General features: G+C 73.3%; 27 protein-coding genes. 25 read left to right on the top strand and 2 right to left on the bottom strand.

The genetic code is table 11. The annotated features are described in order from the left end of the window. Window positions 1-28: 28 nt before the first annotated feature. From lysA to GGQ55_RS03630, 9 genes are all read left to right on the top strand, one after another. Complete coding sequence (gene lysA / locus GGQ55_RS03670) at window positions 29-1,471, top strand: diaminopimelate decarboxylase (RefSeq protein ID WP_218859153.1); 1,443 nt, start codon at window positions 29-31, stop codon at window positions 1,469-1,471. Then, window positions 1,468-2,772 (top strand): homoserine dehydrogenase, encoded by a 1,305-nt coding sequence (locus tag GGQ55_RS03665; protein ID WP_179715167.1) that lies wholly within the window; start codon window positions 1,468-1,470, stop codon window positions 2,770-2,772. The genes lysA and GGQ55_RS03665 overlap by 4 nt, the downstream gene beginning before the upstream one ends. Beyond that, a complete protein-coding gene (gene thrC, locus GGQ55_RS03660; RefSeq protein ID WP_366488665.1) occupies window positions 2,769-3,857 on the top strand; it encodes a threonine synthase in 1,089 nt (362 codons plus the stop codon). The genes GGQ55_RS03665 and thrC overlap by 4 nt, the downstream gene beginning before the upstream one ends. Next, the gene (thrB, locus tag GGQ55_RS03655; RefSeq protein ID WP_179715166.1) at window positions 3,854-4,756 is read left to right on the top strand and encodes a homoserine kinase; all 903 of its coding nucleotides are present in this window, start codon (window positions 3,854-3,856) and stop codon (window positions 4,754-4,756) included. Before thrC ends, thrB begins: the two co-directional genes overlap by 4 nt. 261 nt (window positions 4,757-5,017) lie before the next feature. Continuing rightward, window positions 5,018-7,111 (top strand): transcription termination factor Rho, encoded by a 2,094-nt coding sequence (gene rho, locus GGQ55_RS03650; RefSeq protein WP_179715165.1) that lies wholly within the window; start codon window positions 5,018-5,020, stop codon window positions 7,109-7,111. Between the two features lie 116 nt (window positions 7,112-7,227). Further along, on the top strand, window positions 7,228-7,458 hold the full coding sequence (rpmE, locus tag GGQ55_RS03645; RefSeq protein WP_179715164.1) for a 50S ribosomal protein L31: 231 nt from the start codon (window positions 7,228-7,230) through the stop codon (window positions 7,456-7,458). 140 nt (window positions 7,459-7,598) lie between these two features. Further along, window positions 7,599-8,672: a peptide chain release factor 1 gene (gene prfA, locus GGQ55_RS03640; protein WP_179715163.1), complete on the top strand. Its 1,074-nt coding sequence runs from the start codon at window positions 7,599-7,601 to the stop codon at window positions 8,670-8,672. Further along, window positions 8,669-9,505, top strand: a complete 837-nt coding sequence (gene prmC / locus GGQ55_RS03635) for a peptide chain release factor N(5)-glutamine methyltransferase (RefSeq protein WP_179722245.1) — start codon at window positions 8,669-8,671, stop codon at window positions 9,503-9,505. Before prfA ends, prmC begins: the two co-directional genes overlap by 4 nt. Before the next feature lie 73 nt (window positions 9,506-9,578). Then, the gene (locus tag GGQ55_RS03630; RefSeq protein WP_179715162.1) at window positions 9,579-10,961 is read left to right on the top strand and encodes a protein kinase domain-containing protein; all 1,383 of its coding nucleotides are present in this window, start codon (window positions 9,579-9,581) and stop codon (window positions 10,959-10,961) included. An 8-nt stretch (window positions 10,962-10,969) separates the two neighbouring features. Here GGQ55_RS03630 and GGQ55_RS03625 read toward each other — a convergent pair whose 3' ends face one another. Beyond that, the gene (locus tag GGQ55_RS03625) at window positions 10,970-11,722 is read right to left on the bottom strand and encodes an endo alpha-1,4 polygalactosaminidase (RefSeq protein WP_218859152.1); all 753 of its coding nucleotides are present in this window, start codon (window positions 11,720-11,722) and stop codon (window positions 10,970-10,972) included. Window positions 11,723-11,757: 35 nt separating this feature from the next. On the opposite strand from GGQ55_RS03625, the gene GGQ55_RS03620 reads away from it, so the two are divergent. The 15 genes from GGQ55_RS03620 to GGQ55_RS03550 all read left to right on the top strand — a co-directional run bounded on the left by GGQ55_RS03620 (window position 11,758) and on the right by GGQ55_RS03550 (window position 23,954). Further along, window positions 11,758-12,399, top strand: a complete 642-nt coding sequence (locus GGQ55_RS03620) for an L-threonylcarbamoyladenylate synthase (protein ID WP_179715161.1) — start codon at window positions 11,758-11,760, stop codon at window positions 12,397-12,399. A gap of 104 nt (window positions 12,400-12,503) precedes the next feature. After that, window positions 12,504-13,781 carry a serine hydroxymethyltransferase gene (gene glyA / locus GGQ55_RS03615; protein ID WP_179715160.1) on the top strand — a complete coding sequence of 426 codons (1,278 nt, stop codon included), beginning with the start codon at window positions 12,504-12,506 and terminating at the stop codon, window positions 13,779-13,781. Window positions 13,782-13,789: 8 nt separating this feature from the next. Beyond that, a complete protein-coding gene (locus GGQ55_RS03610) occupies window positions 13,790-15,043 on the top strand; it encodes a glycosyltransferase family 4 protein (RefSeq protein ID WP_246323758.1) in 1,254 nt (417 codons plus the stop codon). Beyond that, a complete protein-coding gene (locus GGQ55_RS03605; RefSeq protein WP_179715159.1) occupies window positions 15,040-15,477 on the top strand; it encodes a Cg1360 family ATP-synthase-associated protein in 438 nt (145 codons plus the stop codon). The genes GGQ55_RS03610 and GGQ55_RS03605 overlap by 4 nt, the downstream gene beginning before the upstream one ends. A 163-nt stretch (window positions 15,478-15,640) precedes the next feature. Beyond that, complete coding sequence (locus tag GGQ55_RS03600) at window positions 15,641-15,865, top strand: AtpZ/AtpI family protein (RefSeq protein WP_246323757.1); 225 nt, start codon at window positions 15,641-15,643, stop codon at window positions 15,863-15,865. Next, window positions 15,862-16,677, top strand: coding sequence for a F0F1 ATP synthase subunit A (atpB, locus tag GGQ55_RS03595; protein WP_179715157.1), 816 nt, complete (start codon window positions 15,862-15,864; stop codon window positions 16,675-16,677). Before GGQ55_RS03600 ends, atpB begins: the two co-directional genes overlap by 4 nt. A gap of 85 nt (window positions 16,678-16,762) precedes the next feature. After that, entirely contained in the window at window positions 16,763-16,990 is a 228-nt protein-coding gene (gene atpE / locus GGQ55_RS03590) for an ATP synthase F0 subunit C (protein ID WP_179715156.1), read from the top strand. A 51-nt stretch (window positions 16,991-17,041) separates the two neighbouring features. Continuing rightward, the gene (locus tag GGQ55_RS03585) at window positions 17,042-17,605 is read left to right on the top strand and encodes a F0F1 ATP synthase subunit B (protein ID WP_179715155.1); all 564 of its coding nucleotides are present in this window, start codon (window positions 17,042-17,044) and stop codon (window positions 17,603-17,605) included. Next, window positions 17,605-18,477 (top strand): F0F1 ATP synthase subunit delta, encoded by an 873-nt coding sequence (locus tag GGQ55_RS03580; RefSeq protein WP_179715154.1) that lies wholly within the window; start codon window positions 17,605-17,607, stop codon window positions 18,475-18,477. Before GGQ55_RS03585 ends, GGQ55_RS03580 begins: the two co-directional genes overlap by 1 nt. A gap of 57 nt (window positions 18,478-18,534) precedes the next feature. Continuing rightward, on the top strand, window positions 18,535-20,163 hold the full coding sequence (gene atpA, locus GGQ55_RS03575) for a F0F1 ATP synthase subunit alpha (protein WP_179715153.1): 1,629 nt from the start codon (window positions 18,535-18,537) through the stop codon (window positions 20,161-20,163). A gap of 1 nt (window position 20,164) precedes the next feature. Beyond that, window positions 20,165-21,136 carry a F0F1 ATP synthase subunit gamma gene (locus GGQ55_RS03570; RefSeq protein ID WP_179715152.1) on the top strand — a complete coding sequence of 324 codons (972 nt, stop codon included), beginning with the start codon at window positions 20,165-20,167 and terminating at the stop codon, window positions 21,134-21,136. A gap of 25 nt (window positions 21,137-21,161) precedes the next feature. Next, on the top strand, window positions 21,162-22,610 hold the full coding sequence (gene atpD / locus GGQ55_RS03565; RefSeq protein WP_179715151.1) for a F0F1 ATP synthase subunit beta: 1,449 nt from the start codon (window positions 21,162-21,164) through the stop codon (window positions 22,608-22,610). A gap of 235 nt (window positions 22,611-22,845) precedes the next feature. Beyond that, a complete protein-coding gene (locus GGQ55_RS03560) occupies window positions 22,846-23,028 on the top strand; it encodes a hypothetical protein (protein WP_179715150.1) in 183 nt (60 codons plus the stop codon). Between the two features lie 98 nt (window positions 23,029-23,126). After that, entirely contained in the window at window positions 23,127-23,513 is a 387-nt protein-coding gene (locus tag GGQ55_RS03555; RefSeq protein WP_179715149.1) for a F0F1 ATP synthase subunit epsilon, read from the top strand. A gap of 39 nt (window positions 23,514-23,552) precedes the next feature. After that, a complete protein-coding gene (locus GGQ55_RS03550) occupies window positions 23,553-23,954 on the top strand; it encodes a DUF2550 domain-containing protein (protein ID WP_179715148.1) in 402 nt (133 codons plus the stop codon). Here GGQ55_RS03550 and GGQ55_RS03545 read toward each other — a convergent pair. Then, window positions 23,934-24,554: a cob(I)yrinic acid a,c-diamide adenosyltransferase gene (locus GGQ55_RS03545; RefSeq protein ID WP_179715147.1), complete on the bottom strand. Its 621-nt coding sequence runs from the start codon at window positions 24,552-24,554 to the stop codon at window positions 23,934-23,936. The two genes, GGQ55_RS03550 and GGQ55_RS03545, sit on opposite strands and share 21 nt — an antisense overlap. 33 nt (window positions 24,555-24,587) lie before the next feature. Between GGQ55_RS03545 and murA the strand changes: the two genes are divergently transcribed. Continuing rightward, window positions 24,588-25,865, top strand: a complete 1,278-nt coding sequence (murA, locus tag GGQ55_RS03540) for a UDP-N-acetylglucosamine 1-carboxyvinyltransferase (protein ID WP_179715146.1) — start codon at window positions 24,588-24,590, stop codon at window positions 25,863-25,865. The last annotated feature ends 2 nt before the right edge of the window (window positions 25,866-25,867 follow it).

Below are 25,867 nucleotides of genomic sequence, written 5' to 3'. Positions count from 1 at the left end.
CCACCCGGCCGGCCCGCTCCATGGCGGCTTGGCGCAGCCGACCCCGGCCGGCCCGCCGCCGAGCGACCTCGGCGTCGTCGACCCGCACGTCTGGCCGCGGTCGGCCGAGCGGGTCGACGGCGTGCTGCACCTCGGCGGCCGTCCGGTCACCCAGCTCGCCCGCGAGCACGGCACGCCGCTGTTCGTCCTCGACGAGGCCGACTTCCGCGGCCGCGCCGCCGACTTCGCCGACGCGTTCGCCGGCGCCGACGTCCACTACGCGTCCAAGGCCTTCCTCTGCGGGCAGGTCGCCCGGTGGATCGCCGAGGACGGGCTGCACCTCGACGCCTGCTCCGGCAACGAGCTGACCGCGGCGCTGGCCGCCGGCTTCCCGGCCGGGCGGATAGCGCTGCACGGCAACAACAAGTCGCTGGTCGAGCTGCGGCTGGCCGTCGACGCCGGCATCGGCCGGATCGTGCTGGACTCCTTCGACGAGATCGACCGGCTGGTGCCCCTGGCCGAGGCGCGGGTGGCCGCCGGCGGCTCGCCGGTCGCCGTCCTGATCCGGGCCACGGTCGGCATCGAGGCGCACACCCACGAGTTCATCGCCACCGCGCACGAGGACCAGAAGTTCGGCTTCTCGCTGGCCACCGGCGACGCGCTGGCCGCCGCGGTCCGGGTGATCCGGGAGCCGGCGCTGCACCTGGCCGGGCTGCACAGCCACATCGGCTCGCAGATCTTCGACACCGCCGGCTTCGAGGCGGCCGCGCACCGGGTGGTCGGCCTGCTCGCGCAGGTCCGCCAGGCGACGGGGGAGACCCTCGGAGAACTCAACCTGGGCGGCGGCTTCGGCATCGCCTACCTCTCCGACGACGACCCGGTCACCCCGCACGACGTGGCCGGCAAGCTGCGCGCCGTGGTCGCCGCCGAGTGCGGCGCGTTCGACCTGCCCGTGCCGCGGCTGGCCGTCGAGCCGGGCCGGGCCATCGCCGGGCCGGGCACCGTGACCCTCTACGAGATCGGCACGATCAAGCCGGTGCGCCTCGGCGCGAGCGGCACGCCGGGCGCCCCGCTGGTGCGCAACTACGTCTCGGTCGACGGCGGGATGAGCGACAACATCCGCACCGCGCTCTACGACGCCGCGTACACCTGCGTGCTGGCCAACCGGACGTCGGACGCCCCGCCGGCGCTGTGCCGGGTGGTCGGCAAGCACTGCGAGAGCGGTGACGTGCTGGTCCGCGACCTGTGGCTGCCGGCCGACGTGCAGCCCGGAGACCTGCTCGCGGTCGCCGCCACCGGCGCCTACTGCTGGTCGATGGCGAGCAACTACAACTACCTGCTCAAGCCGCCGGTGGTCGCGGTGCGGGACGGCGCCGCCACGGAGATCGTCCGGCGTCAGACACTGTCCGACGTGTTCGCCCTCGACCCGGTCCTCGCCGGCAGCGCCCCGGCCGTCCCGCCGTCCCAGCCGACCGTCGGAGCGCAGGCATGACCGGGCCGCTGCGCGTCGCGCTCCTCGGCTGCGGCACCGTGGGCAGCGCCGTCCTGCGCCTGATCAGCGAGCAGTCCGAGGACCTCGCCGCGCGCATCGGCCGCCGCGTCGAGGTGGTCGGTGTCGCCGTCCGCCGTCCCGACCACCACCCGGACGTGCCCGCCGACCTGCTCACCACCGACGCCGAGGCGCTGGTCACCCGGGACGACGTCGACCTCGTCGTCGAGGTGATCGGCGGCATCGAGCCGGCCCGCACGCTGCTGCTCGCCGCCTTCGAGGCGGGCAAGAGCGTGGTCAGCGCCAACAAGGCGCTGCTGGCCGAGGACGGCGTCGCGCTGCACGCCGCGGCGGCCAAGGCCGGCGTCGACCTCTACTACGAGGCCGCCGTCGCGGGCGCCATCCCGCTGCTGCGCCCGCTGCGCGAGTCGCTGGCCGGCGACCAGCTGCGCAAGGTGGTCGGCATCGTCAACGGGACGACGAACTACATCCTCTCCCGCATGGCCGAGACCGGCGCCGGGTTCACCGAGGCGCTGGCCGAGGCCACCGAACTGGGCTACGCCGAGGCCGACCCGACCGCGGACGTCGACGGCTTCGACGCCGCGTCCAAGGCCGCGATCCTCGCCTCGCTGGCCTTCCACACGCCGGTCTCGGCCTCCGACGTCTACCGCGAGGGCATCTCCGCGGTGACCGCCACCGACGTCTCCCGCGCCGCGGAGATCGGCTGCGTGGTCAAGCTGCTGGCCATCTGCGAGCGGGTGGCCGGTTCGCCCGACGGCGCGGACGGCGACTCGGTGGCCGTGCGCGTGCACCCGGCGATGATCCCCACGTCGCACCCGCTGGCCGGGGTCAACGGCGCGTTCAACGCCGTCTACGTCGAGGCCGAGGCCGCCGGGCAGCTGATGTTCTACGGCCAGGGCGCCGGCGGCGAGCCGACCGCCAGCGCCGTGCTCGGCGACCTGGTCGCGGTCGCCCGCAACCGGCTGGCCGGGGCCGCCGGGCCGGCGGTCACCTCCTACGCCGGGCTGCCCGCCCGGCCGATCGCCGAGACGCCCACCCGCTACCACGTCAGCCTCGACGTGGCCGACAAGCCGGGTGTGCTCGCCGCGGTCGCCCACGAGTTCGCCGAGCACGGCGTCAGCATCGCCACCGTCCGCCAGGACGGGCACGGCGACGCCGCCACCCTCGTGCTCGTCTCGCACAGCGCCCCCGACGCCGCCCTGTCGGCCACGGTCGAGGCGCTCCAGGAGATGCCCGCGGTGCGCGGGGTCACCAGCGTGCTGCGCGTGGAGGGGCTGACGTGACGATTCCCCGGACGGTCTCGCCGTTCTGGCCGGGCCTCATCGAGGCCTACCGGTCCCGGCTGCCGGTCAGCGACTCGACGCCCGTCGTGACGCTGCGGGAGGGCGCGACCCCGCTGGTGCCGGCGACGGAGCTCTCCCGCCGGACCGGCTGCGACGTCCACCTGAAGGTCGAGGGCGCGAACCCGACCGGGTCGTTCAAGGACCGCGGGATGACGATGGCCATCACCAAGGCCGTCGAGGAGGGCGCGCAGGCGGTCATCTGCGCCTCGACCGGCAACACCAGCGCCAGCGCCGCCGCCTACGCCGCCCGCGCCGGGCTGGTCTGCGCCGTCCTGGTCCCGCAGGGCAAGATCGCGACCGGCAAGCTGGCCCAGGCGCTGGTGCACGGCGCCAAGCTGCTGCAGGTCCAGGGCAACTTCGACGACTGCCTCGCGCTGGCCAGCAAGCTGGCGATCGACTACCCCGTGAGCCTGGTCAACAGCGTCAACCAGTACCGGATCGAGGGGCAGAAGACCGCCTCGTTCGAGATCGTCGACGTCCTGGGCGACGCCCCGGACATCCACTGCCTCCCGGTCGGCAACGCCGGCAACATCACCGCCTACTGGCAGGGCTACCGCGAGTACTGCCACAGCCACGACGGAGCCCCCGCCCCGGCGACGCGCACGCCGCGGATGTGGGGCTTCCAGGCCGCCGGCGCCGCGCCGATCGTCACCGGCGCCGTCGTCGAGCACCCGACGACGATCGCCACCGCCATCCGGATCGGGAACCCGGCCTCGTGGACCAAGGCGCTGGCCGCCCGCGACGACTCCGGCGGGCGGATCGACGCCGTCACCGACCGGGCGATCCTCGCCGCGTACCGGCTGCTGGCCCGCACCGAGGCCGTGTTCGTCGAGCCCGCCTCGGCGGCGTCGGTGGCCGGGCTGCTGCAGGTGGCCGAGGCCGGCGAGCTCGAGCCGGGGCAGCGCGTGGTCTGCACGGTGACCGGCAACGGGCTCAAGGACCCGGAGTGGGCGATCTCGGGAGCGCCGGCTCCGGTGACCATCCCGGTCGACGCCGCCGCGGCGGCCGCCGAGCTCGGCCTGTGACCGTCCGGATCCAGGTCCCCGCGACCAGCGCCAACCTCGGCCCGGCGTTCGACTGCGCCGGGCTGGCGCTCGGGCTCCACGACGTCGTCGAGTTCAGCACCCCGTCCGACGGGCTGGAGGTCGCCGTCACCGGCGAGGGCTCCGACTCGCTGCCGGGGGGCGAGGACCACCTCGTCGTCCGCGCGTTCCGGGCGGCGAGCAAGGAGCTCGGCTGGTCGCCGTCCGGGCTGCGGGTGGTCGCCACCAACGGGATCCCGCAGGGGCGGGGGATGGGCTCCTCCGCTGCAGCTGTCGTCGCCGGCGTCCTCGGCGCCTGGGCGCTCTGCCCCGACGTCGACGAGGTCGACCTCGTCGCCGTCCTGCGGCTGACCACCGACCTCGAGGGGCACCCCGACAACGTCGCCCCGTGCCTGCTCGGGGGCGCCACCCTGTCGTGGCTGACCGGCAGCGGTGCGCGTGCCGCGCGGCTCGACGTCGCCGAGCAGATCGCCCCGGTGGTGTTCGTCCCCGCGAGCACCCTCTCCACGCACGTGGCCCGCGGACTGCTGCCCGAGGCCGTGCCGCACGCCGACGCCGCCTTCAACGCCGGCCGGTCCGCGCTGCTCGTCCACGCGCTCACCCGGGAGCCCGCGCTGCTGCTGGAGGCGACCGAGGACCGCCTGCACCAGCGGCAGCGCGGTGCCGCGATGCCCGAGTCGCTGGCGCTGGTCGACCGCCTCCGGGCGGCCGGGCACGCCGCCGTCGTGTCCGGGGCCGGCCCGAGCGTGCTCGTGCTGACCAGCCGCGACGCCGTCGCGCAGGTGACCGAACTCACTCCCGAGGGGTGGCGGTCGCTGCCGCTGGACGTGGATCCCGCCGGAGCCCACGTACTCTCGGACCAGGGCGCTCCCGGAGCCTGAGGTATCGTCCTGGTAACGAGGAACACGCCGGGTAGAACCGGTGTTGTCGTGTCCGTGGGTCGCGTCTAGGCTCACGACGTAGCCGCCCTCCTCGGGCGTGCCTCGCGCGGGGCGTTGCAGACGATCTTCCGTCGCCGCTTTTCCGCCTCGCACCCATGAGATCCGTTCCCTTTGCCGTCCCGCCTCGGCCGGACCGACAGAGGGAGCGGGCACCTCCTGCGCTGGTTTGGCGCAGGCGTCACCGCAGGGAAGGACCTGTACGTGAGTGAAAGCACCGACCTCGTCGGGACCGGCGCGCAGGACGCTGCCGGCTCGAGCGAGGCGCCTGCCGCTTCTGGGACGGCGGGTCGTTCCCGTCGCCGCGGCAGCGGGCTGACCGGGATGCTGCTGCCCGAGCTGCAGCAACTGGCGGCCGAACTGGGCATCTCGGGCACCGCCCGGATGCGCAAGGGCGACCTCGTCGCCGCCATCTCCGCCCGCCAGGTGGGCGAGTCCGCGAACGGCTCCGTGCCGGCGCCGGCCGCCTCCACCGAGGGCAGCGCCAACGGGCACACCGGTGGCACGCCGGCCCAGGCGGAGCCGCTCGAGGCCCCGGTCACCGGGGGCGCCAACAGCGGTCCCGTCGCGACCGCCGAGCCCGAGAGCGCGCCCAGCACCCGTCGCCGCCGCGGCGCGAGCCGGCCCGCCGGCTCCCCGAGCGCCGGTGAGACCGCCGCGCCGGCCGAGACCGCGCCTGCGGCGACCGAGTCCTCCGCACCGGCCGAGAACTCCGCGCCCACCGAGGAGCGGACCGACGGCGACCGGCAGCGCACCCGCGACCGCCAGCGCGCTCCCCGGGACGGCGAGAGCCGCACCGACGGGGACGGCCGGCAGCGCACCCGCGACGGCAACGACCGCCCGGGCAACCGCAACGACAACCGGGCTGACAACCGCCCGGACAACCGCTCGGACAACCGGGACGGCGGTCGCGGCGACAACCGGGACGGCAACCGCGGTCCCGACCGCAACGAGCGCGGCGGCCGGCCGGACAACCGCGACGGCAACCGGGATGCCAACCGCGGGGACAACCGCGAGGGCGCCAACCGCACCGACCGCGACGAGGACGACGACGACTTCGAGGGCGGCCGCGGCCGCCGCGGGCGTCGCTACCGCGACCGCAACCGCCGCGGTGGCGGGCGCGACCGCTTCGAGCAGGGCGAGCCGACCATCACCGAGGACGACGTCCTCCTGCCGGTCGCCGGCATCCTCGACGTGCTGGACAACTACGCGTTCGTCCGCACCTCGGGCTACCTGACCGGGCCGAACGACGTCTACGTCTCGCTGTCCCAGGTGCGCCGCTACGGCCTGCGCCGCGGCGACGCGATCACCGGCGCCGTCCGGCAGCCGCGCGAGGGCGAGCGCAAGGACAAGTACAACGCGCTCGTCCGGCTCGACACGGTCAACGGCCTGGACCCGGAGCAGGCGCGCCAGCGCCCCGAGTTCCACAAGCTGACCCCGCTCTACCCGCAGGAGCGCCTGCGGCTGGAGACCGAGCCGCACCAGCTGACCACGCGGGTCATCGACCTGGTCATGCCGATCGGCAAGGGGCAGCGCGCGCTGATCGTCTCGCCGCCCAAGGCCGGCAAGACGATGGTGCTGCAGGCGATCGCCAACGCGATCACCACGAACAACCCCGAGTGCCACCTCATGGTCGTCCTCGTCGACGAGCGGCCCGAGGAGGTCACCGACATGCAGCGCTCGGTGAAGGGCGAGGTCATCGCCTCGACCTTCGACCGGCCGCCGTCGGACCACACGACGGTCGCGGAGCTGTCCATCGAGCGGGCCAAGCGCCTGGTCGAGATGGGCCACGACGTCGTCGTCCTGCTGGACTCGATCACCCGGCTGGGCCGTGCCTACAACCTGGCGGCCCCCGCCAGCGGGCGCATCCTGTCCGGTGGTGTCGACTCCACGGCGCTCTACCCGCCCAAGCGCTTCCTCGGCGCGGCCCGCAACATCGAGAACGGCGGCTCGCTGACGATCATCGCCTCGGCGCTGGTCGAGACCGGGTCGACGATGGACACGGTCATCTTCGAGGAGTTCAAGGGCACCGGGAACGCGGAGATCAAGCTGGACCGCCGGCTGGCGGACAAGCGGGTCTTCCCGGCCGTGGACGTCAACGCGTCGGGCACGCGCAAGGAGGAGATCCTCATGTCGCCCGACGAGCTGGCCATCCTCATCAAGCTGCGTCGGGTGCTCAGCGCGCTCGAGCCGCAGCAGGCGCTGGAACTGCTGCTCGGCCAGCTGCGGAAGACCCGCACGAACGTCGAGTTCCTCATGCAGGTCCAGAAGACCACCCTGGGGCCGACCGCAGACTGAGCTCGCGGTCAGGGATACTGGCTGACCGAGCTCCCGTCGAGGGGCGTGGAATCGTTGCGCGCCCCTCGACGTTCTCTCCACCCGCACGCGTTCGCATCGAAGAGGCAAAGAGGCACATGAAGCCCGACATCCACCCGGCCTACAACGTCACGACCGTGACCTGCGGCTGTGGCAACACGTTCACGACCCGCAGCACGTCCCCGACCGGTCAGCTGACGGCCGAGGTGTGCTCGGCGTGCCACCCCTTCTACACCGGCAAGCAGAAGATCCTGGACACCGGTGGCCGCGTCGCCCGCTTCGAGAAGCGGTTCGGCAAGCGGACCGCCGGCGCCGGCGCCGACAAGTAGCGACCCCGACGGCGCCCGTACCCACCCCGCGAGGGGAGGGGACGGGCGCCGTCGTCGTGTCCGCCCACGTCCACACCGAGGTTTCGCGCGCTTAACCGCGCGCGGTTAGGCGCGCGAAACCGCACTGAGAGGCACCTGGAATGAGCACCGAGGCCGGGACCGACCGGTTGGCCGGGCTGCTCGCGGAGCACGCCGCGCTGGAGACCGAGCTCGCCGACCCGGCCGTGCACGCCGACCAGTCGCGCGCCCGCCGGCTCGGCCGCCGCTACGCCCAGCTCGCGCCGATCGTGGAGACCGCGCGCGGCCTGGACGCCGCCCGCGACGACCTCACCGCGGCCCGCGAGCTCGCCGCCGAGGACGCGTCGTTCGCCGCCGAGGCCACGAGCCTCGAGCAGCGCATCGACGAGCTCACCGAGAAGCTCCGCGAGCAGCTGCTGCCCAAGGACCCCGACGACGACAAGGACGTCATCCTCGAGATCAAGGCGGGGGAGGGCGGCGCGGAGTCGGCGCTGTTCGCCGGTGACCTGCTGCGCATGTACCTGCGCTACGCCGAGCGCCGCGGCTGGTCGACCGAGATCCTCGATGCCGTCGACGCCGAGCTCGGCGGCTACAAGGACGTCGCGGTCGCCATCAAGTCGCGCACCGACGAGGGGATCTGGTCGCGGCTGAAGTTCGAGGGCGGCGTGCACCGGGTGCAGCGGGTGCCGGTCACCGAGTCGCAGGGGCGGATCCACACCTCCGCGGCCGGCGTGCTCGTGCTGCCCGAGGCGGAGGAGGTCGACGTCACCGTCGACCCCAACGACCTGCGCATCGACGTCTTCCGGTCCTCCGGCCCCGGCGGGCAGAGCGTGAACACGACCGACTCCGCCGTCCGGATCACCCACCTGCCCACCGGGATCGTGGTCAGCTCGCAGAACGAGAAGAGCCAGCTGCAGAACCGTGAGTCGGCGTTGCGCGTGCTGCGCTCCCGGCTCCTGGCCGCCGCCCGCGAGGAGGCCGCCGCGGCGGCCAGCGACCAGCGGCGCAGCCAGGTCCGCACGGTCGACCGCAGCGAGCGGGTGCGCACCTACAACTTCCCGGAGAACCGGATCTCCGACCACCGGGTCAACTACAAGGCCTACAACCTCGACCAGGTGCTCGACGGCGAGCTCGACGGGGTCATCGACGCGCTGGACCGCGCGCACACCGCCGAGCTCCTGGCGGCCGGCTCCTGAACCCCCGCACGCTGCTCGCCGACGCCGCCCGCCGGCTCGCCGAGGCAGGGGTCGAGTCATCGCGGGTGGACGCCGAGCTGCTGCTCGCGTTCGTCCTCAGCACGTCGCGCACCGGGCTGCTCACCGTCGACGACGTTCCGGACGACGCCGCGGCCCGGTTCGCCGCGCTGCTCGACCAGCGCGCCGACCGGGTGCCGCTGCAGCACCTCACCGGGCGCGCGCCGTTCCGCCACCTCGAGCTCGCCGTCGGCCCCGGCGTCTTCGTGCCTCGGCCGGAGACCGAGGCGCTGGTCGGCTGGGCGCTGGAGCGGCTCGACGGGCTCGACCGGCCCGTCGTCGTCGACCTCGGCAGCGGCTCCGGCGCCATCGCGCTGTCGATCGCCCACGAGCACCCGGGCGCCCGCGTCCGCGCCGTCGAGCGCGACCCGGTCGCGATCGAGTGGACCCGCACGAACGCCGCCGGCACCACCGTCGAGGTGCTCGCCGGCGACATGACCGACCCCGCGCTGCTGCGCGACCTCGACGGCACCGTCGACCTCGTCGTCTCCAACCCGCCCTACGTGCCCGACGGCGCGCGGGTGCCCCGCGAGGTCGCCGACCACGACCCGCCGCTGGCGCTGTGGGGCGGCCCCGACGGGCTCGACGTCGTCCGCGGGTTGCTCGGCACCGCAGAGCGCCTGCTGCATCCCGGCGGGTGGCTGGGCATCGAGCACGCCGACCAGCAGGGCACCGCGCTGCCGGCGCTCGTGCGCGGGCACGGTGGCTTCGCCGACGTCGAGGACCACCCCGACCTGGCCGGCCGGCCGCGGTTCACCACCGCCCGGCGGTGCTGACCGCTCACCCGGACGGGGTAGCCGACGGTTGCCACGGGCGGCCCCGTGGCACAGATCCACCTCAGGAGGTGGCATGGACACGCAGCAGCGACTGCTCGCCGGCCGCTACGAGCTGATCTCGCTCGTCGCCGGTGGCGGCATGGGCCGCGTCTGGCGCGGTCGCGACACGCTCCTCGACCGGCCGGTGGCCGTGAAGGTGCTGCGTGACGACGTCGCCGCGGACGCCACCTTCCTCGCGCGGTTCCGGGCGGAGGCCCAGCACGCGGCCCTGCTGACCCACCCGCACATCGCCGCCGTCTTCGACTACGGGGAGGTGCGCGCGGGCTCGCACGGTGTGCCGCTGGCCTACCTGGTCCTGGAGCTGGTGGAGGGGGAGTCCCTCGCCGCCGTCCTCGGGCGCACACCCGTCCTCGGGGTTCCCCGCACGCTCGAGGTCGTCCGGCAGACCGCCGACGGGCTCGCCGCCGCGCACGCCGCGGGTGTGGTGCACCGGGACGTGAAGCCGGCCAACCTGCTCGTCCGCACCGACGGCGTCGTCAAGATCACCGACTTCGGGATCGCGCGGTCGACCTCGAGCGCTCCGGTCACGGCGACCGGGCAGGTCCTGGGCACGGCGCACTACCTGTCCCCGGAGCAGGCGATGGGGCAGCCGTCGACTCCCGCCAGCGATGTCTACGCGCTCGGCGTGGTCGCCTACGAGTGCCTGACCGGCCGGCGGCCGTTCGACGGCGAGAACCCGGTGCAGATCGCGGTGATGCACACCCGCGACGAGCCGGCCCCGCTGCCCGCGCACGTGCCGGCCGAGGTCCGGGCGCTCGTCGAGCGTGCGATGGCCAAGGACCCGGCCGCCCGGTTCTCCGACGGCGCCGCGCTGCGGGACGCCGTCGACCGGGTGATCGCCGGCGCCCCCACCGAGCGCGTGGCCGGACCGATGCCGACGGCGGTCCTGCCCGCGGCCCCCGCCCCCACGGCGTCCCTTCCCGGCGAGCGCGCGCCGGCCGGCCGGCGACGGTGGCTGCTGCCGGCCCTCGCGGTGCTGGCCGTCGCCGTGATCGGGATCACCGTGCTGGTGGCCGCGCTGGCGGGCGGTTCGGCAGCTCCCGGCGGCCCGGGCAGCACGACCCCCGCGTCGAGCACCACCCCCGCCGGGATCGCGGTCGCGGCGGACCAGTACGTCGGCCGCCAGGTCGCCGACGTGCAGGCCGCGCTGGTCGGCACGGGACTGCAGGTCCAGCTGGTGCCCGTGGAGTCGGCCGATGTGCCGGCCGGTCAGGTCACCGCGGTCGACCCGACCGGCACGCTCGCGCCGGGCGCCACCGTCCGGGTGTCCTACGCCGTGCCGCCGGTCGTCGTCCCCACCCCGGCGCCCGCCGGGAACGGGAACGGCAACGGGAACGGCAACGGGAACGGCAACGGGAACGGCAAGGGGCACGGGCACGGGCACGGCGACGACTGACGCCGGTCTCACCCGGCGCACGCCTCGAAGGCGTGGCCGGGCGATCCAGGAGTCGTGAGCTCCAGGTCGCGGTGCACGGCGGTCACGTGGTCCGGCACCTCGGCGCACCCGCCGTACTCCACGTCCAGGACGACGTCGTAGGCCGCTGCGTACGTGTCGCACTCGGCGAACGCGGCGCAGTCCTCGGTCACCGCGAAGTCGAACCCGAGGTGGCGCCCGGCCAGCTCGACGGCGTTCTTCTGCGCGATCGCCAGCCCGTCGGCGTGCGCCCGCGCGATCAGCAGCCGGGCGGTGGCGGCGGCGTCGTCTTCGTCGAGGGCGCCGTCGGAGCGGGTCCAGCTGTCGAGGTTGTCGGGCTCGACGGCGTCGTACCCGTCGGCGGCGCAGGCGTCGATCCACCGGCCCACGACGCCGACGACCGCCGTCCGCTTCGCCGCCGTCGACACGTCGACGAGGAACTCGCCGGGCCAGTCGGGGTCCTCGACCCGGGCGCCTGTGGCGTCGTGCAGCAGCAGCTCCTCGGGGACGGCGTGCTCGCCCGGCTGGGTCTGGAAGGCGTTGACGTAGCAGACCGGGTACCGGTCCGGATCCGGCGCGGCGGAGCGGTCGCGGACGACGATGCCCACCTCGTCGGCAGGCCGGTACGCGCCGCCCAGCTGGTAGTCGAAGCCGGTCCCGGACGGCGGCGCGGCGACCCCGGGATGTCCGTCGCAGCCGGTCACCAGCAGCAGCGCCGTCCCCACGAGCGCCGCCCACCGCACGGGCTTGCAGCCTAGGTGCGGCAGGATCGGAGGACGTGGCCGACGTCTACGACTGCTCCGACCCCGATGCCCGCTCCGCCGGCCTGGACGCCGCGGCGGCCGCGATCGGCGAGGGCAAGCTGGTCCTGCTGCCCACCGACACCGTGTACGGGGTCGCCGCCGACGCGTTCACGCCCGCCGCCGTCACGGGACTGCTGGCCGCCAAGAACCGCGGCCGCGCCATGCCGGTGCCGGTGCTCATCGGCGAGGCCTCGACCCTCGCCGGGCTGGTGCTGAACCTGCCGCCGGTCGCCAACGACCTCGCCCAGGCGTTCTGGCCGGGCGGGCTCACCCTCGTGGTCGAGCACGCGCCGTCGCTGGCGTGGGACCTCGGCGACGCCGAGGGCACCGTCGCCGTCCGGCTCCCGGACGACGACCTGGCCCGCGACCTGCTGCGCCGGACCGGCCCGCTCGCCGTCTCCAGCGCCAACCGCTCGGGGCGGCCGGCGGCGACCACCGCGCAGGAGGCCGTCGAGCAGCTCGGCGACCGCGCGGCCGTCGTGCTGGACGGCGGACCGCGGGCCGGCTCCGCGGCGAGCACGATCGTCGACTGCACCGCGCCGACCCCGCGCGTGCTGCGCGTCGGCGCGATCCCGGTGGACCGCCTGCGCGAGGTCGTCCCCGATCTCCAGGACTGAGCGGAGTGCCACGGGCGCGCAAACCGCGCCGTGGCACTCCGTACCAGGGGCGGGCAGTACCGTTGGGCGACAGCCCAGCCCCGACGTTCCTGGAGCGCGCCTCGATGAGCACCCCCTACTGGGGCCCGGACTTCGACGCCCTGGCCTCCTTCGACCCCGACATCGCCGGCGTCGTGCTCGACGAGCTGGACCGCCTGCGCAGCGGGCTGCAGCTGATCGCCAGTGAGAACTTCACCAGCCCCGCGGTGCTCGCCGCCCTGGGCAGCACGCTGTCGAACAAGTACGCCGAGGGCTACCCCGGTGCCCGCTACTACGGCGGCTGCGAGGTCGTCGACCGCGCCGAGTCGATCGGCATCGAGCGGGCCAAGGAGCTCTTCGGCGCCGAGCACGCCAACCTGCAGCCGCACTCCGGCGCGAACGCCAACCTGGCCGCCTACGGCGCGTTCCTGCAGCCCGGCGACACGTTCCTCGCCATGGCGCTGCCGCACGGCGGGCACCTGACCCACGGCGCGAAGGTCTCCTTCTCCGGCAAGTGGTTCAACGCCGTCCAGTACGGCGTCAACCCGGAGACCGAGCACATCGACTACGACCAGGTGCGCGACCTGGCCCGCGAGCACCGGCCGAAGATGATCATCTGCGGCGGCTCGGCGATCCCGCGGCTGATCGACTTCGCGGTGTTCCGCGAGATCTGCGACGAGGTCGGCGCGATCATGATGGTCGACGCCGCGCACTTCATCGGCCTGGTCGCCGGCAAGGCGATCCCGAGCCCGGTGCCCTACGCCGACGTGGTCACCTTCACGACGCACAAGGTGCTGCGCGGCCCCCGCGGCGGCGCGTTCGTCTGCAAGGCCGAGCACGCCAAGGCCCTGGACAAGGCCGCGTTCCCGATGATGCAGGGCGGCCCGCTCATGCACGCGGTCGCGGCCAAGGCGGTCAACCTCAAGGAGTGCCTGCAGCCGGAGTACCAGGCCTACGCCCGGCAGGTCGTGGCCAATGCCCAGGCCCTCACCGACGGCCTCGCGTCCGAGGGGCTGCGGCCGGTCGCCGGCGGCACCGACACCCACCTGGCGCTGCTCGACCTGCGCGAGACCGGCGTGACCGGCGCCGACGCGGAGGCCCGCTGCGGCGCCGCCGGCATCGTGCTCAACAAGAACGCGATCCCGTTCGACCCGCAGCCGGCCTCGGTCGCCTCCGGCATCCGCGTCGGCAGCCCGGCGGTCACCACCCAGGGCATGACCGAGACCGACATGAAGGAGATCGCGAGCCTCATCGGGACGGCGATCCGCGACGCCGACGGCAGCCGCAGCGCCGAGGTGTCCGCGGCCGTGCGCGAGCTGGTCGGCGCGCACCCCGCCTACCCCGAGCCCGCCCGCGCCGTCTGAGGCGCACCATGCGCGAGTACGCCGTCGTCCTGCTCACCGCCGGTCTGGTCACCTTCCTGGCCACACCGGTGGTGCGGATGGTGGCGATCCGCTGGCGGATGATGGCCGCCCCGCGCGAGCGGGACGTGCACGTGATCCCCACGCCGCGCGGCGGCGGGGTGGCGATGTACCTCGGGGTCGCCGCGGCGATCCTGGTCGCCACCCGGCTGCCCGCGCTGCAGCGGACGTTCGACGACTCGCAGACGGTCGCCGTGCTCGCCGCCGGCGGGCTGATCTGCCTGCTCGGCGTCCTGGACGACAAGTTCGGCCTCGACGCCCTCACGAAGCTGACGGGCCAGATCGCCGCGGCCGGCGTCATGGTGCTGCTCGGCGTCCAGCTGGCGTTCGTGTTCCTGCCGGTCGCCGACATCGGCACGGTGTCGCTCGGTCCGGACGTCGGCGTCCCGCTCACGATCCTGCTGACCGTGCTGACGGTGAACGCGCTGAACTTCATCGACGGCCTCGACGGGCTGGCGGCCGGCGTCTCGGCGATCGCGGCGCTGGCCTTCTTCGCCTACAGCTACAACCTGGGCCTGGTCGGGTACGACGACGTGGCCAGCGCCCCGGCGCTGATCACCGCGGTGCTGGCCGGCGCCTGCCTGGGCTTCCTGCCGCACAACTTCAGCCCGGCGCGCATCTTCATGGGCGACTCCGGCTCGATGCTGGTCGGGCTGATGCTCTCCGCCGCGGCGGTGACCGCGACCGGGGGAGTGGACCCGCAGTCCTTCGACTCCGCGGCCAGCCTGCTGCCCCTGGCGCTGCCGCTCCTGGTGCCCATCGCGATCCTGTTCATCCCGTTCGTCGACCTGGTCATGGCCGTCGTCCGGCGCAGCCTGCGCGGCAAGTCGCCGTTCGCGCCGGACAAGATGCACCTGCACCACCGGCTGCTCTCGATCGGCCACTCGCACCGCCGCGCGGTGCTGGTCATGTACTTCTGGGCCGCGCTGCTCTCCTTCGGCGCCGTCGCGCTGTCCATCACCGGCGGCCGCGCGGAGCTGCTCGTGGCCATCGGCGTGCTGCTCGTCGTCGGCGTCGTCGTCGTCCTCAGCCCGCGTGCCCGGCGCGCCGCACGGGAGGCCCGTGCCGCCGAGCTTGTCGCGCAGAAGGAGCGCAGCCGGCTGGACCACCCGACCGCGCGGGCCCAGCGCGCCACCACGGTGCAGGCCGCGGCTCCCGAGCAGCCCACGCCCCGCCCGCCGACCGTGCGGCAGGTGGTCCCGTGACCGCGCCGACCCGCTCGCAGGCCCCCTGGGACCTCTCCTTCCTCAAGGTCGGCGGGCTCGTCACCGGAGCGGTCGCCGTCGTCGCGGCGCTCGTCGTCGGGCTGGTGCTCGGCTGGGCCGACGCCGTCGGGGTGCTGGTCGGCGCGGCGATCGTCACCGCGTTCTTCTGCGTCTCCGGCCTGGTGGTCGCCTGGGCCGGCCGGATCGCCGACTCCTACACGCTGCCGGCCGCGCTCGGCATGTTCTTCGTGAAGGCGCTCGTGCTGTTCGCGCTGCTCGGTGCCCTGCCGCGGGACGGCTGGCTCGACCGGCTCACGCTGGCCTGGGCCGTGGTGGTCGGCGCGCTGCTGTGGAGCGGGGTCCAGTTGCGGTGGGTCTGGACGCGCAAGATCTTCTACGTCCCGCCGCCTCCGCCGCCCTCGACGCTGGACTGAGCGGTCCTCCCCGGATGGCCGGGAAAACCCGCTCACAGGTGGCTTGATAGTGTCGGGCGCGATGGCCGAGGACCTTCCCCCTCGCGGGGGCCCCCGGCCTCGACCCGCGCAGCCGGCACGGGGCGGCAGTGGTGCCGACACGGGCTGGTCGATCATCGGGACGATGCTCTCGGGGATGGCCGTGTGGGGCGGGGCCGGATGGCTGCTCGACCGGTGGCTGGACACCAAGGTGTTCGTCCCGGTCGGGATCCTCCTCGGCATGGCGGTGGCCATCTACGTGGTCGTCGTCAGGTACGGATCCGTGGACCCGCCAGCGGGGAAGCGGCAGAACAGCACCACCCCGGGCGGACGACGGAGCCGGCCCAGGACGCAGAAGGGACAACGGTGACCTCCAGCGCCCTCGCGCTCGGCCACGTGCTCGCCGCCGGCCCGGGCTTCGAAGCGCCCGGTCTCGAGGCGTTCTACCCGGAGCCCCTGTGGCACTTCACGGTGCTGGGCGTGGACTTCGAGATCACCCGGATCACGCTGATCCTCTGGATCGCGACCCTGGCGATCTGCGCCTTCCTCGTCGCGACGGTCCGCAAGCCTCAGATCGTCCCCGGCAAGCTGCAGTTCCTCGGCGAGAGCGGCTACTCGCTGGTCCGCGACGGCATCGCCCGCGACGTGGTCGGCCCCAAGGGGTTGCCCTTCGCGCCGTTCCTGGCCTCGCTGTTCTTCTTCATCCTCGCGAACAACCTGATGTCGATCATCCCGTTCGCGCAGATCTCGCCGATGGCCAAGTTCGGGTTCCCGCTGGTCCTCGCCCTCATCTGCTACGTGATGTACATCTGGATCGGTATCCGCGAGCAGGGTGTGGGCCGCTACTTCAAGGACATCCTGTTCCTGCCCGGCGTGCCGCCGTTCATGTACATCCTGGTGACGCCGATCGAGCTGCTGCAGAACTTCATCGTGCGGCCGTTCACCCTCGCGGTCCGGCTCTTCGCGAACATGTTCGCCGGCCACATGCTGCTGCTGGTGTTCTCGCTCGGCGCCACCTACCTCTTCACCGTCGGCGGCCTGTCGTACGTCTGGGGCGGGATCTCGTTCCTGATGTCGATCGTGATGACCTTCTTCGAACTGCTGGTCATCTTCCTGCAGGCCTACGTCTTCACCGTGCTGATGGGCACCTACCTGAACGGGTCCATCGAAGCCGAGCACTGAGCCCGCACCACCCCCGCAATTTCCCGGAAAGACCCCCCAGCCGCCCGGCGACCACCGGGCGACGACACAGGAGGAACACCCCGCAATGGACGTTCTCGCAGCACTGACCGGCAGCATCGGCTCGGTCGGCTACGGTCTCGCCGCCATCGGCCCGGGCATCGGTGTGGGCATCGTCTGGGCGGCCTACATCCAGGCCACCGCCCGGCAGCCCGAGTCGGCCGGCCTGACCCGCACCTACGCCTTCCTCGGCTTCGCCCTCTCCGAGGCGCTGGCCCTGATCGGCTTCGTCGTCCCCTTCGTGTTCGGTCAGTGATCCGTACCCTCGGGTACCGGATCCACGGAACGAGACAGGGACTGTGAGTCGATGAGCATCCTGGCTGCCGACGAGAACCCCCTCCTGCCGCCGCTCGGCGAGATCATCATCGGGCTGATCGCCTTCGCGGTCGTCCTCGTGGTGCTGTTCAAGCTGGTCGCGCCGCGCTTCGAGGAGGTCTTCAAGGCCCGCCGCGAGGCGATCGAGGGCGGCATCGAGCGCGCCGAGGCGATGCAGGCCGAGGCGAAGGCCGCGCTGGAGCAGTACCGCGCCCAGCTCGCCGAGGCCCGCACCGAGGCCGCGCAGATCCGCGACGCCGCCCGGGCCGAGGGGCAGCAGATCCTCGAGGAGCTGCGCGCCCAGGCCCAGGAGGAGTCCAGCCGCATCCTCGCCCGCGGCGAGGAGCAGCTGGCCGCCAACCGGCAGGCCGTCGTCAACGAGCTGCGTGGTCAGCTCGGTGCGCTGGCCGTCGAGCTCGCCGGCAAGGTGGTCGGGGAGTCCCTCGCCGACGACGCGCGCCGGCGGGGCACCGTCGACCGGTTTCTGGACCAGCTCGAGGCGATGAGCGCCTCCGACGGCCGCGGCGGCAGCACCGTCGCCGCCCAGGACCGCTGATGCACGCCGCCAGCCGGGCCGCGCTCGCCGAGGTGCGCGAGCGCCTCGAGGCGCGGACCCGACCGGCGTCCGGGCTGCTCGAGCGCGCCAGGGAGAGGCTGTCCGGCGCGCCGCGCGCGGCTTCCGGTGACGACCTGACCGGCCTGGCCGACGAGCTGTTCGCCGTGGCGCGGCTGCTCGACGGGCAGCCGTCGCTGCGCCGGGCGCTCTCGGACCCCGCGGCCACGGCCGACGCCCGCGCGGGCCTGGCCCGCCGGCTGCTCTCGGGCAAGGTGTCCGACGCGACGCTCGACGTCGTCGAGACCATGGCCCGGCAGCGCTGGTCCCGGCCGCTCGACCTGGTCGAGGCCGCCGAGACGCTCGGTGTCGAGGCCGCGTTCGACGCGGCCGACGCCCAGGGCGAGCTCGACGGCGTCGAGGACGAGCTGTTCCGGTTCGGCCGGATCGTCGCGGCCGACCCCGAGCTGTCCCGGGTCCTCAGCGACCGCACGGGCCCCACGCAGGGCAAGGTCGAGCTGCTCGACCGGCTGCTCGCGGGCAAGGTGAGCCCGGTGTCCGCGCTGCTGCTGCGGAACGTGCTCACCGCCTCGCACGTGGGACACGCGGAGACCGCGATCGAGCGGCTCTCCGAGAGCGCGTCCGCGCGGCGCGGCCGGTCGGTCGCGTTCGTGACGACGGCGGTGGCCCTCACCGACGCCCAGGAGCAGCGGCTCACCGGGATCCTCGCCCGCCTCTACGGGCGGACGATCGGCCTGCAGGTGACCGTCGACCCCGACGTGCTGGGTGGCCTGATCATCCGCGTCGGCGACGAGGTCATCGACGGCAGCGTCGTCCACCGGCTCGAAGCCGCCGGCCGACGGCTGACCGGCTGACCGGCTGACCGCCCCCACACCACAGACTCCGAAACAGCAGGGAAGAGGACGCGAGCCATGGCCGAGCTGACCATCTCGGCGGACGAGATCCGCAGCGCTATCCAGAGTTACGTCACCGAGTACTCCCCGGACGTCTCCCGCGAAGAGGTCGGGACCGTCACCGAGGCCGGCGACGGCATCGCCCGGGTCGAGGGTCTGCCCTCGGTCATGACCAACGAGCTGCTCGAGTTCGAGAGCGGCGTCCGCGGTCTGGCGCTCAACCTCGACGTCCGCGAGGTCGGCGTCGTCGTCCTGGGTGACTTCTCCGGCATCGAGGAGGGCCAGCAGGTCCGCCGGACCGGCGAGGTCCTCTCGGTCCCGGTCGGCGACGGCTACCTCGGCCGCGTGGTCGACCCGCTGGGCAACCCGATCGACGGCGGCGGCCCGGTCGAGACCACGGGCCGGCGCGCCCTCGAGCTGCAGGCGCCCACCGTGGTGCAGCGGCAGTCGGTCAAGGAGCCGCTGCAGACCGGGATCAAGGCCATCGACGCCATGACCCCGATCGGCCGCGGCCAGCGGCAGCTGGTGATCGGTGACCGGCAGACCGGCAAGACCGCGATCGTCGTCGACACGATCATCAACCAGAAGGAGGCCTGGGCCACCGGCGACCCGGCGCAGCAGGTCCGCTGCATCTACGTCGCCGTCGGCCAGAAGGGCTCCACGATCGCCGGCATCCGCGCCGCCCTCGAGGAGGCCGGCGCGATGGAGTACACGACGATCGTCGCCGCCCCCGCCTCCGAGGCCGCGGGCTTCAAGTACATCGCCCCCTACACCGGCTCGGCCATCGGCCAGCACTGGATGTACGAGGGCAAGCACGTCCTGATCGTCTTCGACGACCTGACCAAGCAGGCCGAGGCCTACCGCGCCGTCTCGCTGCTGCTGCGCCGCCCGCCGGGCCGCGAGGCCTACCCGGGCGACGTCTTCTACTTGCACTCCCGGCTGCTGGAGCGCTGCGCGAAGCTCTCCGACGAGCTGGGCGCGGGCTCGATGACCGGCCTGCCGCTGATCGAGACCAAGGGCAACGACGTGTCGGCCTACATCCCGACCAACGTCATCTCGATCACCGACGGCCAGATCTTCCTCGAGACCGGTCTGTTCAACTCCGGTGTCCGCCCGGCCATCAACGTCGGCATCTCGGTGTCCCGCGTCGGTGGTTCCGCGCAGATCAAGGCCATGCGGTCGGTCGCCGGCCGCCTGCGCCTGGACCTGGCGCAGTACCGCGAGCTCGAGGCGTTCGCCTCGTTCTCCTCCGACCTGGACGCCGCCAGCCGCGCCACCCTGGACCGCGGCCAGCGCCTGGTCGAGCTGCTCAAGCAGGGTCAGTACTCGCCGTACCCGGTCGAGCGCGAGGTCGTCTCCATCTGGCTGGGCACCACCGGCAAGCTGGACAAGGTGCCGGTGCCCGACGTCCGCCGCTTCGAGAGCGAGTTCCTCGACTTCCTCGGCCGCACCCACGCGGGCGTGTACGACGAGATCCGCAACTCCAAGCAGCTCGGTGACGACGCCACGGCCGGCCTGGAGAAGGCGGTCGAGGAGTTCTACGGCCAGTTCACCACCGGCGAGGGCGGCAGCCTCAACGAGCCCGAGGCGGAGGCCATGGACGCCTCCGAGCGCGGCCAGGAGACCGTCCAGGTGAAGCGGGGCTGACGTGGCCGGTTCTCTCCGCGCGCTGCGCCGCCGCATCCGCTCCACGCAGTCGACGAAGAAGATCTTCTCGGCGCAGGAGCTGATCGCCGGTGCCCGCATCGTGCGCGCCCAGGCCCGGGTGGAGGCGTCCAAGCCCTACGCCCGGGAGATCACGCGGGTGCTGTCGGCGCTGGCGTCGTCGGCGTCGCTGGACCACCCGCTGCTGACCGAGCGGCAGAACCCGCGCCGGGCGGCGGTGCTCGTCATCACCTCCGACCGCGGGTTCGCCGGCTCGTACAACGTCAACGTCCTGCGCCGCACCGAGGAGCTGCTCTCGCTGCTGCGGCAGGAGGGCAAGGAGCCGGTGCTCTACGTCGTCGGCCGGAAGGGCGAGACGTACTACTCCTTCCGCGACCGGCCGTTCGAGGAGTCGTTCACCGGCTTCTCCGAGCAGCCCGCCTACGTCAACGCCCAGGAGGTCGGGCGCGTGCTCATCGACGCGTTCACCGCCGGTGAGGACGACGTCGACGGCGGCCCGGGGGCGGACGAGGTGCTCGGCGTGGACGAGCTGCACATCGTCTACACCGAGTTCCGCTCGCTGCTCTCGCAGGTCCCGGTCGCCAAGCGGATGGCCCCGCTGGAGGTCGAGGAGGTCGAGGAGTTCGACTACGAGCGGGAGGACCGGGAGGCCGGCCACACCGGCGACTCCGGCGTCCCGACGTCGTACGAGTTCGAGCCCTCGCCGGAGGCGCTGCTCGACGCGCTGCTGCCGAAGTACATCACCACCCGGATCTACGCGGCGATGCTCGAGGCGGCCGCCTCGGAGTCCGCGTCGCGGCGCCGGGCGATGAAGTCGGCCTCCGACAACGCCGAGGAGCTGGCCAAGAACCTCTCGCGGCAGGCCAACCAGGCCCGCCAGGCCGAGATCACCCAGGAGATCAGCGAGATCGTCGGCGGTGCCGACGCGCTCGTGTCGGCCGGCGCCGACGACTGACCGTCCCCTTACAGGAGAGCTGCACATGACCGTCACCGAGGACCGTCCGTCCGCCGCGCAGACCGGGGCCGCCACCGGCCGGGTCGTGCGGGTCACCGGCCCCGTCGTCGACGTCGAGTTCCCGCGCGACGCGATGCCCGACCTGTTCAACGCCCTGAAGGTGGAGGTCACCCTCGCCGACCTGGGCAAGACGCTCACCCTCGAGGTCGCCCAGCACCTGGGTGACAACGTGGTGCGCACCATCTCGATGCAGCCGACCGACGGCCTGGTCCGCGGCGCCGAGGTCAGCGATACCGGCGGCCCGATCTCGGTGCCCGTCGGTGACGTCACCAAGGGCCACGTGTTCAACGCCCTCGGCGAGTGCCTCGACGAGCCCGGCTACGGCGCGGACGCCCCGCACTGGGGCATCCACCGGCACGCCCCGCGGTTCGACCAGCTCGAGGGCCGCACCGAGATGCTGGAGACCGGCATCAAGGTCATCGACCTGCTGACCCCGTACGTGGCCGGCGGGAAGATCGGCCTGTTCGGCGGTGCCGGCGTGGGCAAGACCGTGCTGATCCAGGAGATGATTCGCCGCGTCGCCCAGGAGTTCGGCGGTGTGTCGGTGTTCGCCGGCGTCGGCGAGCGCACGCGTGAGGGCAACGACCTCATCACGGAGATGACCGAGTCCGGCGTCATCGAGTCCACCGCGCTGGTCTTCGGCCAGATGGACGAGCCGCCGGGCACCCGGCTGCGGGTGGCGCTGTCGGCGCTGACGATGGCGGAGTACTTCCGCGACGAGCAGAACCAGGACGTGCTGCTCTTCATCGACAACATCTTCCGGTTCACCCAGGCCGGCTCGGAGGTCTCCACGCTGCTCGGCCGCATGCCGTCGGCCGTGGGTTACCAGCCGACCCTGGCCGACGAGATGGGCGAGCTGCAGGAGCGGATCACCTCGACCCGCGGCCACTCGATCACCTCGATGCAGGCCATCTACGTGCCCGCCGACGACATCACCGACCCGGCGCCGCACACCACCTTCGCCCACCTCGACGCGACGACCGTGCTCTCGCGGCCGATCTCGGAGAAGGGCATCTACCCGGCCGTGGACCCGCTGGACTCCTCCAGCCGGATCCTCGACCCGCAGTACATCGGCCAGGAGCACTACGACATCGCCCGCGAGGTCCAGCGGATCCTCCAGCGCTACGTCGAGCTCCAGGACATCATCGCCATCCTCGGCATCGACGAGCTCGGCGAGGAGGACAAGGTCACCGTCCAGCGGGCGCGGCGCATCGAGCGCTTCCTCTCGCAGAACATGTTCGTGGCCGAGGCCTTCACCGGGCAGCCGGGTTCCTTCGTGCCGCTGTCGGAGACCCTCGAGGCCTTCAAGGCGCTCACCGAGGGCACCTACGACCACGTGCCGGAGCAGGCGTTCTTCATGTGCGGTGGCCTCGAGGACCTCGAGCGCAACGCGGAGAAGCTCAAGCGCGCATAAGTCGAAGGACCCCCTGCCCCCCGCCGCTCGCATGCTCGCGGCGGATCCCTGCAGGGGGCCGTTCCAGCACGTCACCTCGGCCGGGCCCCGTTGGGGGCCCGGCCGTCGTCGTCCGCAATGGGTGAGTGCACGTCCCTCGGGCGGGTGAATCCTGGCGCCAGCACTGCTTCCCACAGCAAGCGGTGCCGAGGATTCTTTCGGTAGCGCTGAGTCCTGCGGCGCGTAGGAGACGACGGTGGAACCCGACTACACGACGACCCGCGACGGAGGGAACGGCTGGAGCTGGCCGCCCTACGCGCCGTGGGAGTCGCTCGACGAGGCCCGCTACGCGGTCGAGGAGTGGGCACCGGCCTCCACCGTCCGCTACCCGTGGGTGCGCGTCGGCCGCTGGACCCTGCTCTACCGCCGCTCGGCCTGAGAAAGGACCACCCTGCCCCCCACCACTCGCAGGCTCGCCGCGGGACCCTGCAGGGCGGCCGCTAGAGTAGGCCAAAACCGTGGACCCCGAGGAGTGTCGTGGCGACCCTGCAGGTCGAGTTGGTGGCCGTCGAGCGCAGGCTCTGGTCGGGCGAGGCCCGCATGGTCATCGCCCGGACCACCGAGGGTGAGCTGGGCGTGCTGCCCGGCCACGCCCCGCTGCTCGGTCAGCTCGCCGAGGGCGGTGTGGTCACGATCCGCACCGAGTCCGGTGAGGACGTCGTCGTCGCCGCGCACGGCGGTTTCCTGTCCGTCACCGAGCGCGGGGTGTCGATCCTCGCCGAGACGGCCGAGTTCTCCGGCGACATCGACGTCGAGCGGGCCCGCGAGGCGCTGCGCCGGGCCGAGGGGGACGACGACCCCGAGGCGGTCGCCGCCGCCCGCCGCGCGATCGGGCGGCTGCGCGCCGCCGGGCAGGACGCCTGACCAGAGCCCGCACGCCCTCCGGATGAGCTCGGCCACGCCATGACCGTCGTCGTGATCGTGCTCTTCGGGATCCTGCTGGTCGCGGTCGTCGTCGCGTTCCTGCTGCGCCGGCGCTTCCTGCTCTCCGGCCTGGGCGCGGTCACCATGTGGCTGCGCCCGGCGCACTCGGCGCGCTGGTCGGTCGGCGTCGCCTGGTTCGGCGACGACAGCCTGCTCTGGTACCGCGCGCTCTCCCTCGCCGTCCGTCCGCAGCGCCGGCTGCCGCGCGCCGACCTGCTGGTCGAGGGGCGCCGCGAGGCCGGCCGGGACGACCTCGCGCTGCCCGCCGACGTCGTCGTCCTCACCTGCCAGACCGTCGACGGGCCGCAGGACCTGGCGATGGAACCCTCGACGCTGACCGGGTTCCTCTCCTGGGTGGAATCAGCTCCCGGCGTCCGCTGAGCCCTTGGCCTTGCGCTGGGCGTGGACGCCGCTGTGGGCGCCGGGCTCCCAGAGGATGTCTCCGTCGGGGTTGGCCACCCGGCCGAGGATGAACAGCAGGTCCGAGAGCCGGTTGAGGTAGCGCGCGGTCTCCGGGTTGGTGCGCTCGGCGTCGGCTGCCAGCAGCGCCCACACGCTGCGCTCGGCCCGCCGCACGACCACCCGGGCCTGGTGCAGCAGCGCCGCGGCCGGGGTGCCCCCCGGCAGGATGAAGCTCGCCAGCTTCGGCAGGTCGGCGTTCCAGGTGTCGCAGGCCGCCTCCAGCCGCTCGGTGTAGGCGGCGGTCACCCGCAGCGGCGCGAACTCCGGATCCGGCGTGATCGGCGTGGACAGGTCGGCGCCGACGTCGAACAGGTCGTTCTGGATGCTGCGCAGCAGCTCGGCGATCTCGTCCGGCGGGGAACCCAGCGCCAGCGCGACGCCGAGCACGCTGTTCGCCTCGTCGACGTCGGCGTAGGCGACCAGCCGCGGATCGGTCTTCGCCACCCGGCTCATGTCGCCCAGGTGCGTCTGACCTGCGTCGCCGGTCTTCGTGTAGATGCGCGTGAGCCGGACCGTCATGGGCCGACTCTAGGTCGGCCGTAGGGTGAGCGGGTGGAGTGCTTCCAGGTGACCGGGGGAACGCCCCTGCGTGGGCGGGTCCGTGTCACGGGTGCGAAGAACAGCGCCCTGAAGCTCATGGCCGCGGCGCTGCTCGCGCCGGGGCAGACCACCCTCGACGAGGTCCCCGACATCCTCGACGTGTCGATCATGAGCGAGGTGCTGCGCCGGCTCGGCTGCGGCGTCGCCTACGAGCGCACCCCGGGCAGCGGCGGGGGCGGCCGGGTCACCATCGACGTGCCCGAGGCGCCCTCGACCGAGACCGACTACGACCTGGTCCGGCGGATGCGCGCCTCGATCAGCGTGCTCGGCCCCCTGGTCGCCCGCTGCGGCAGCGCCCGGGTCGCGCTGCCGGGCGGTGACGCGATCGGCTCGCGCGGCCTGGACATGCACATCTCCGGGCTGGAGAAGCTCGGCGCGACGATCACCAGCGAGCACGGGTTCCTCGTCGCCAGCGCCCCCACGCTGACCGGGACGTCGATCTGGCTGGACTTCCCGTCGGTCGGCGCCACCGAGAACCTGGTCATGGCCGCCGTCCTCGCCGACGGGACGACGGTCATCGACAACGCCGCCCGCGAGCCGGAGATCGTCGACCTCTGCTCGATGCTCGCCCTGATGGGCGCCAAGGTCGACGGCGCCGGCACCTCGACGATCATCGTCGAGGGCGTCTCCGCCCTCGACCCGGTCGAGTACACGACCGTGCCCGACCGGATCGTCGCCGGCACCTGGGCGATCGGGGCCGTGATGACCCGCGGCGACGTCGTCATCGAGCGCGCCGTGGCCGAGCACATGACGGTGGCCCTGGAGAAGCTGCACACCGCCGGTGCCCGGGTCGAGGCCGTCCCCGGCGGCGTGCGGGTGGCCATGGACGAGCGACCGCGCGGGGTCGACGTCGTCACGCTGCCCTACCCGGGGTTCCCGACCGACCTGCAGCCGATGGCCGTCGCGCTGGCCGCGGTATCCACCGGTACCGCGCTCATCACCGAGAACGTGTTCGAGGGCCGGTTCATGTTCGTCAACGAGCTGGTGCGGCTCGGTGCCTCCGTGCGCATCGACGGGCACCACGCCGTCGTCCGCGGGCGGGAGCGGCTCTCCAGCGCTCCCGTGGTGGCCACCGACATCCGCGCCGGCGCGGGGCTGGTGCTGGCCGGGCTCGTCTCCGACGGTGTGACCGAGGTGCAGGAGATCCACCACGTGGACCGCGGCTACCCCGACTTCGTCGAGCAGCTGCGCGGTCTCGGCGCGCAGGTGGACCGGGTGCAGCGCGCCTGAGC

The sequence above is a fragment of the Petropleomorpha daqingensis genome (genome assembly GCF_013408985.1).
Classification (GTDB): Bacteria; Actinomycetota; Actinomycetes; order Mycobacteriales; family Geodermatophilaceae; genus Petropleomorpha; species Petropleomorpha daqingensis.
The sequence above is the reverse complement of the archived record's forward strand: the minus strand, read 5'-3'. Positions and strand labels throughout refer to the sequence as shown.

What these genes read in the sequence shown, in the direction of transcription:
- GGQ55_RS03665 (WP_179715167.1), top strand. Translation starts at nt 1,468, where the DNA reads ATGACCGGGCCGCTGCGCGTCGCGCTCCTCGGCTGCGGCACCGTGGGC.
- rpmE (WP_179715164.1), top strand. Translation starts at nt 7,228, where the DNA reads ATGAAGCCCGACATCCACCCGGCCTACAACGTCACGACCGTGACCTGC.
- prfA (WP_179715163.1), top strand. Translation starts at nt 7,599, where the DNA reads ATGAGCACCGAGGCCGGGACCGACCGGTTGGCCGGGCTGCTCGCGGAG.
- GGQ55_RS03630 (WP_179715162.1), top strand. Translation starts at nt 9,579, where the DNA reads ATGGACACGCAGCAGCGACTGCTCGCCGGCCGCTACGAGCTGATCTCG.
- glyA (WP_179715160.1), top strand. Translation starts at nt 12,504, where the DNA reads ATGAGCACCCCCTACTGGGGCCCGGACTTCGACGCCCTGGCCTCCTTC.
- GGQ55_RS03610 (WP_246323758.1), top strand. Translation starts at nt 13,790, where the DNA reads ATGCGCGAGTACGCCGTCGTCCTGCTCACCGCCGGTCTGGTCACCTTC.
- GGQ55_RS03600 (WP_246323757.1), top strand. Translation starts at nt 15,641, where the DNA reads ATGCTCTCGGGGATGGCCGTGTGGGGCGGGGCCGGATGGCTGCTCGAC.
- atpE (WP_179715156.1), top strand. Translation starts at nt 16,763, where the DNA reads ATGGACGTTCTCGCAGCACTGACCGGCAGCATCGGCTCGGTCGGCTAC.
- GGQ55_RS03585 (WP_179715155.1), top strand. Translation starts at nt 17,042, where the DNA reads ATGAGCATCCTGGCTGCCGACGAGAACCCCCTCCTGCCGCCGCTCGGC.
- GGQ55_RS03580 (WP_179715154.1), top strand. Translation starts at nt 17,605, where the DNA reads ATGCACGCCGCCAGCCGGGCCGCGCTCGCCGAGGTGCGCGAGCGCCTC.
- atpA (WP_179715153.1), top strand. Translation starts at nt 18,535, where the DNA reads ATGGCCGAGCTGACCATCTCGGCGGACGAGATCCGCAGCGCTATCCAG.
- atpD (WP_179715151.1), top strand. Translation starts at nt 21,162, where the DNA reads ATGACCGTCACCGAGGACCGTCCGTCCGCCGCGCAGACCGGGGCCGCC.
- GGQ55_RS03550 (WP_179715148.1), top strand. Translation starts at nt 23,553, where the DNA reads ATGACCGTCGTCGTGATCGTGCTCTTCGGGATCCTGCTGGTCGCGGTC.
- GGQ55_RS03545 (WP_179715147.1), bottom strand. Translation starts at nt 24,554, where the DNA reads ATGACGGTCCGGCTCACGCGCATCTACACGAAGACCGGCGACGCAGGT.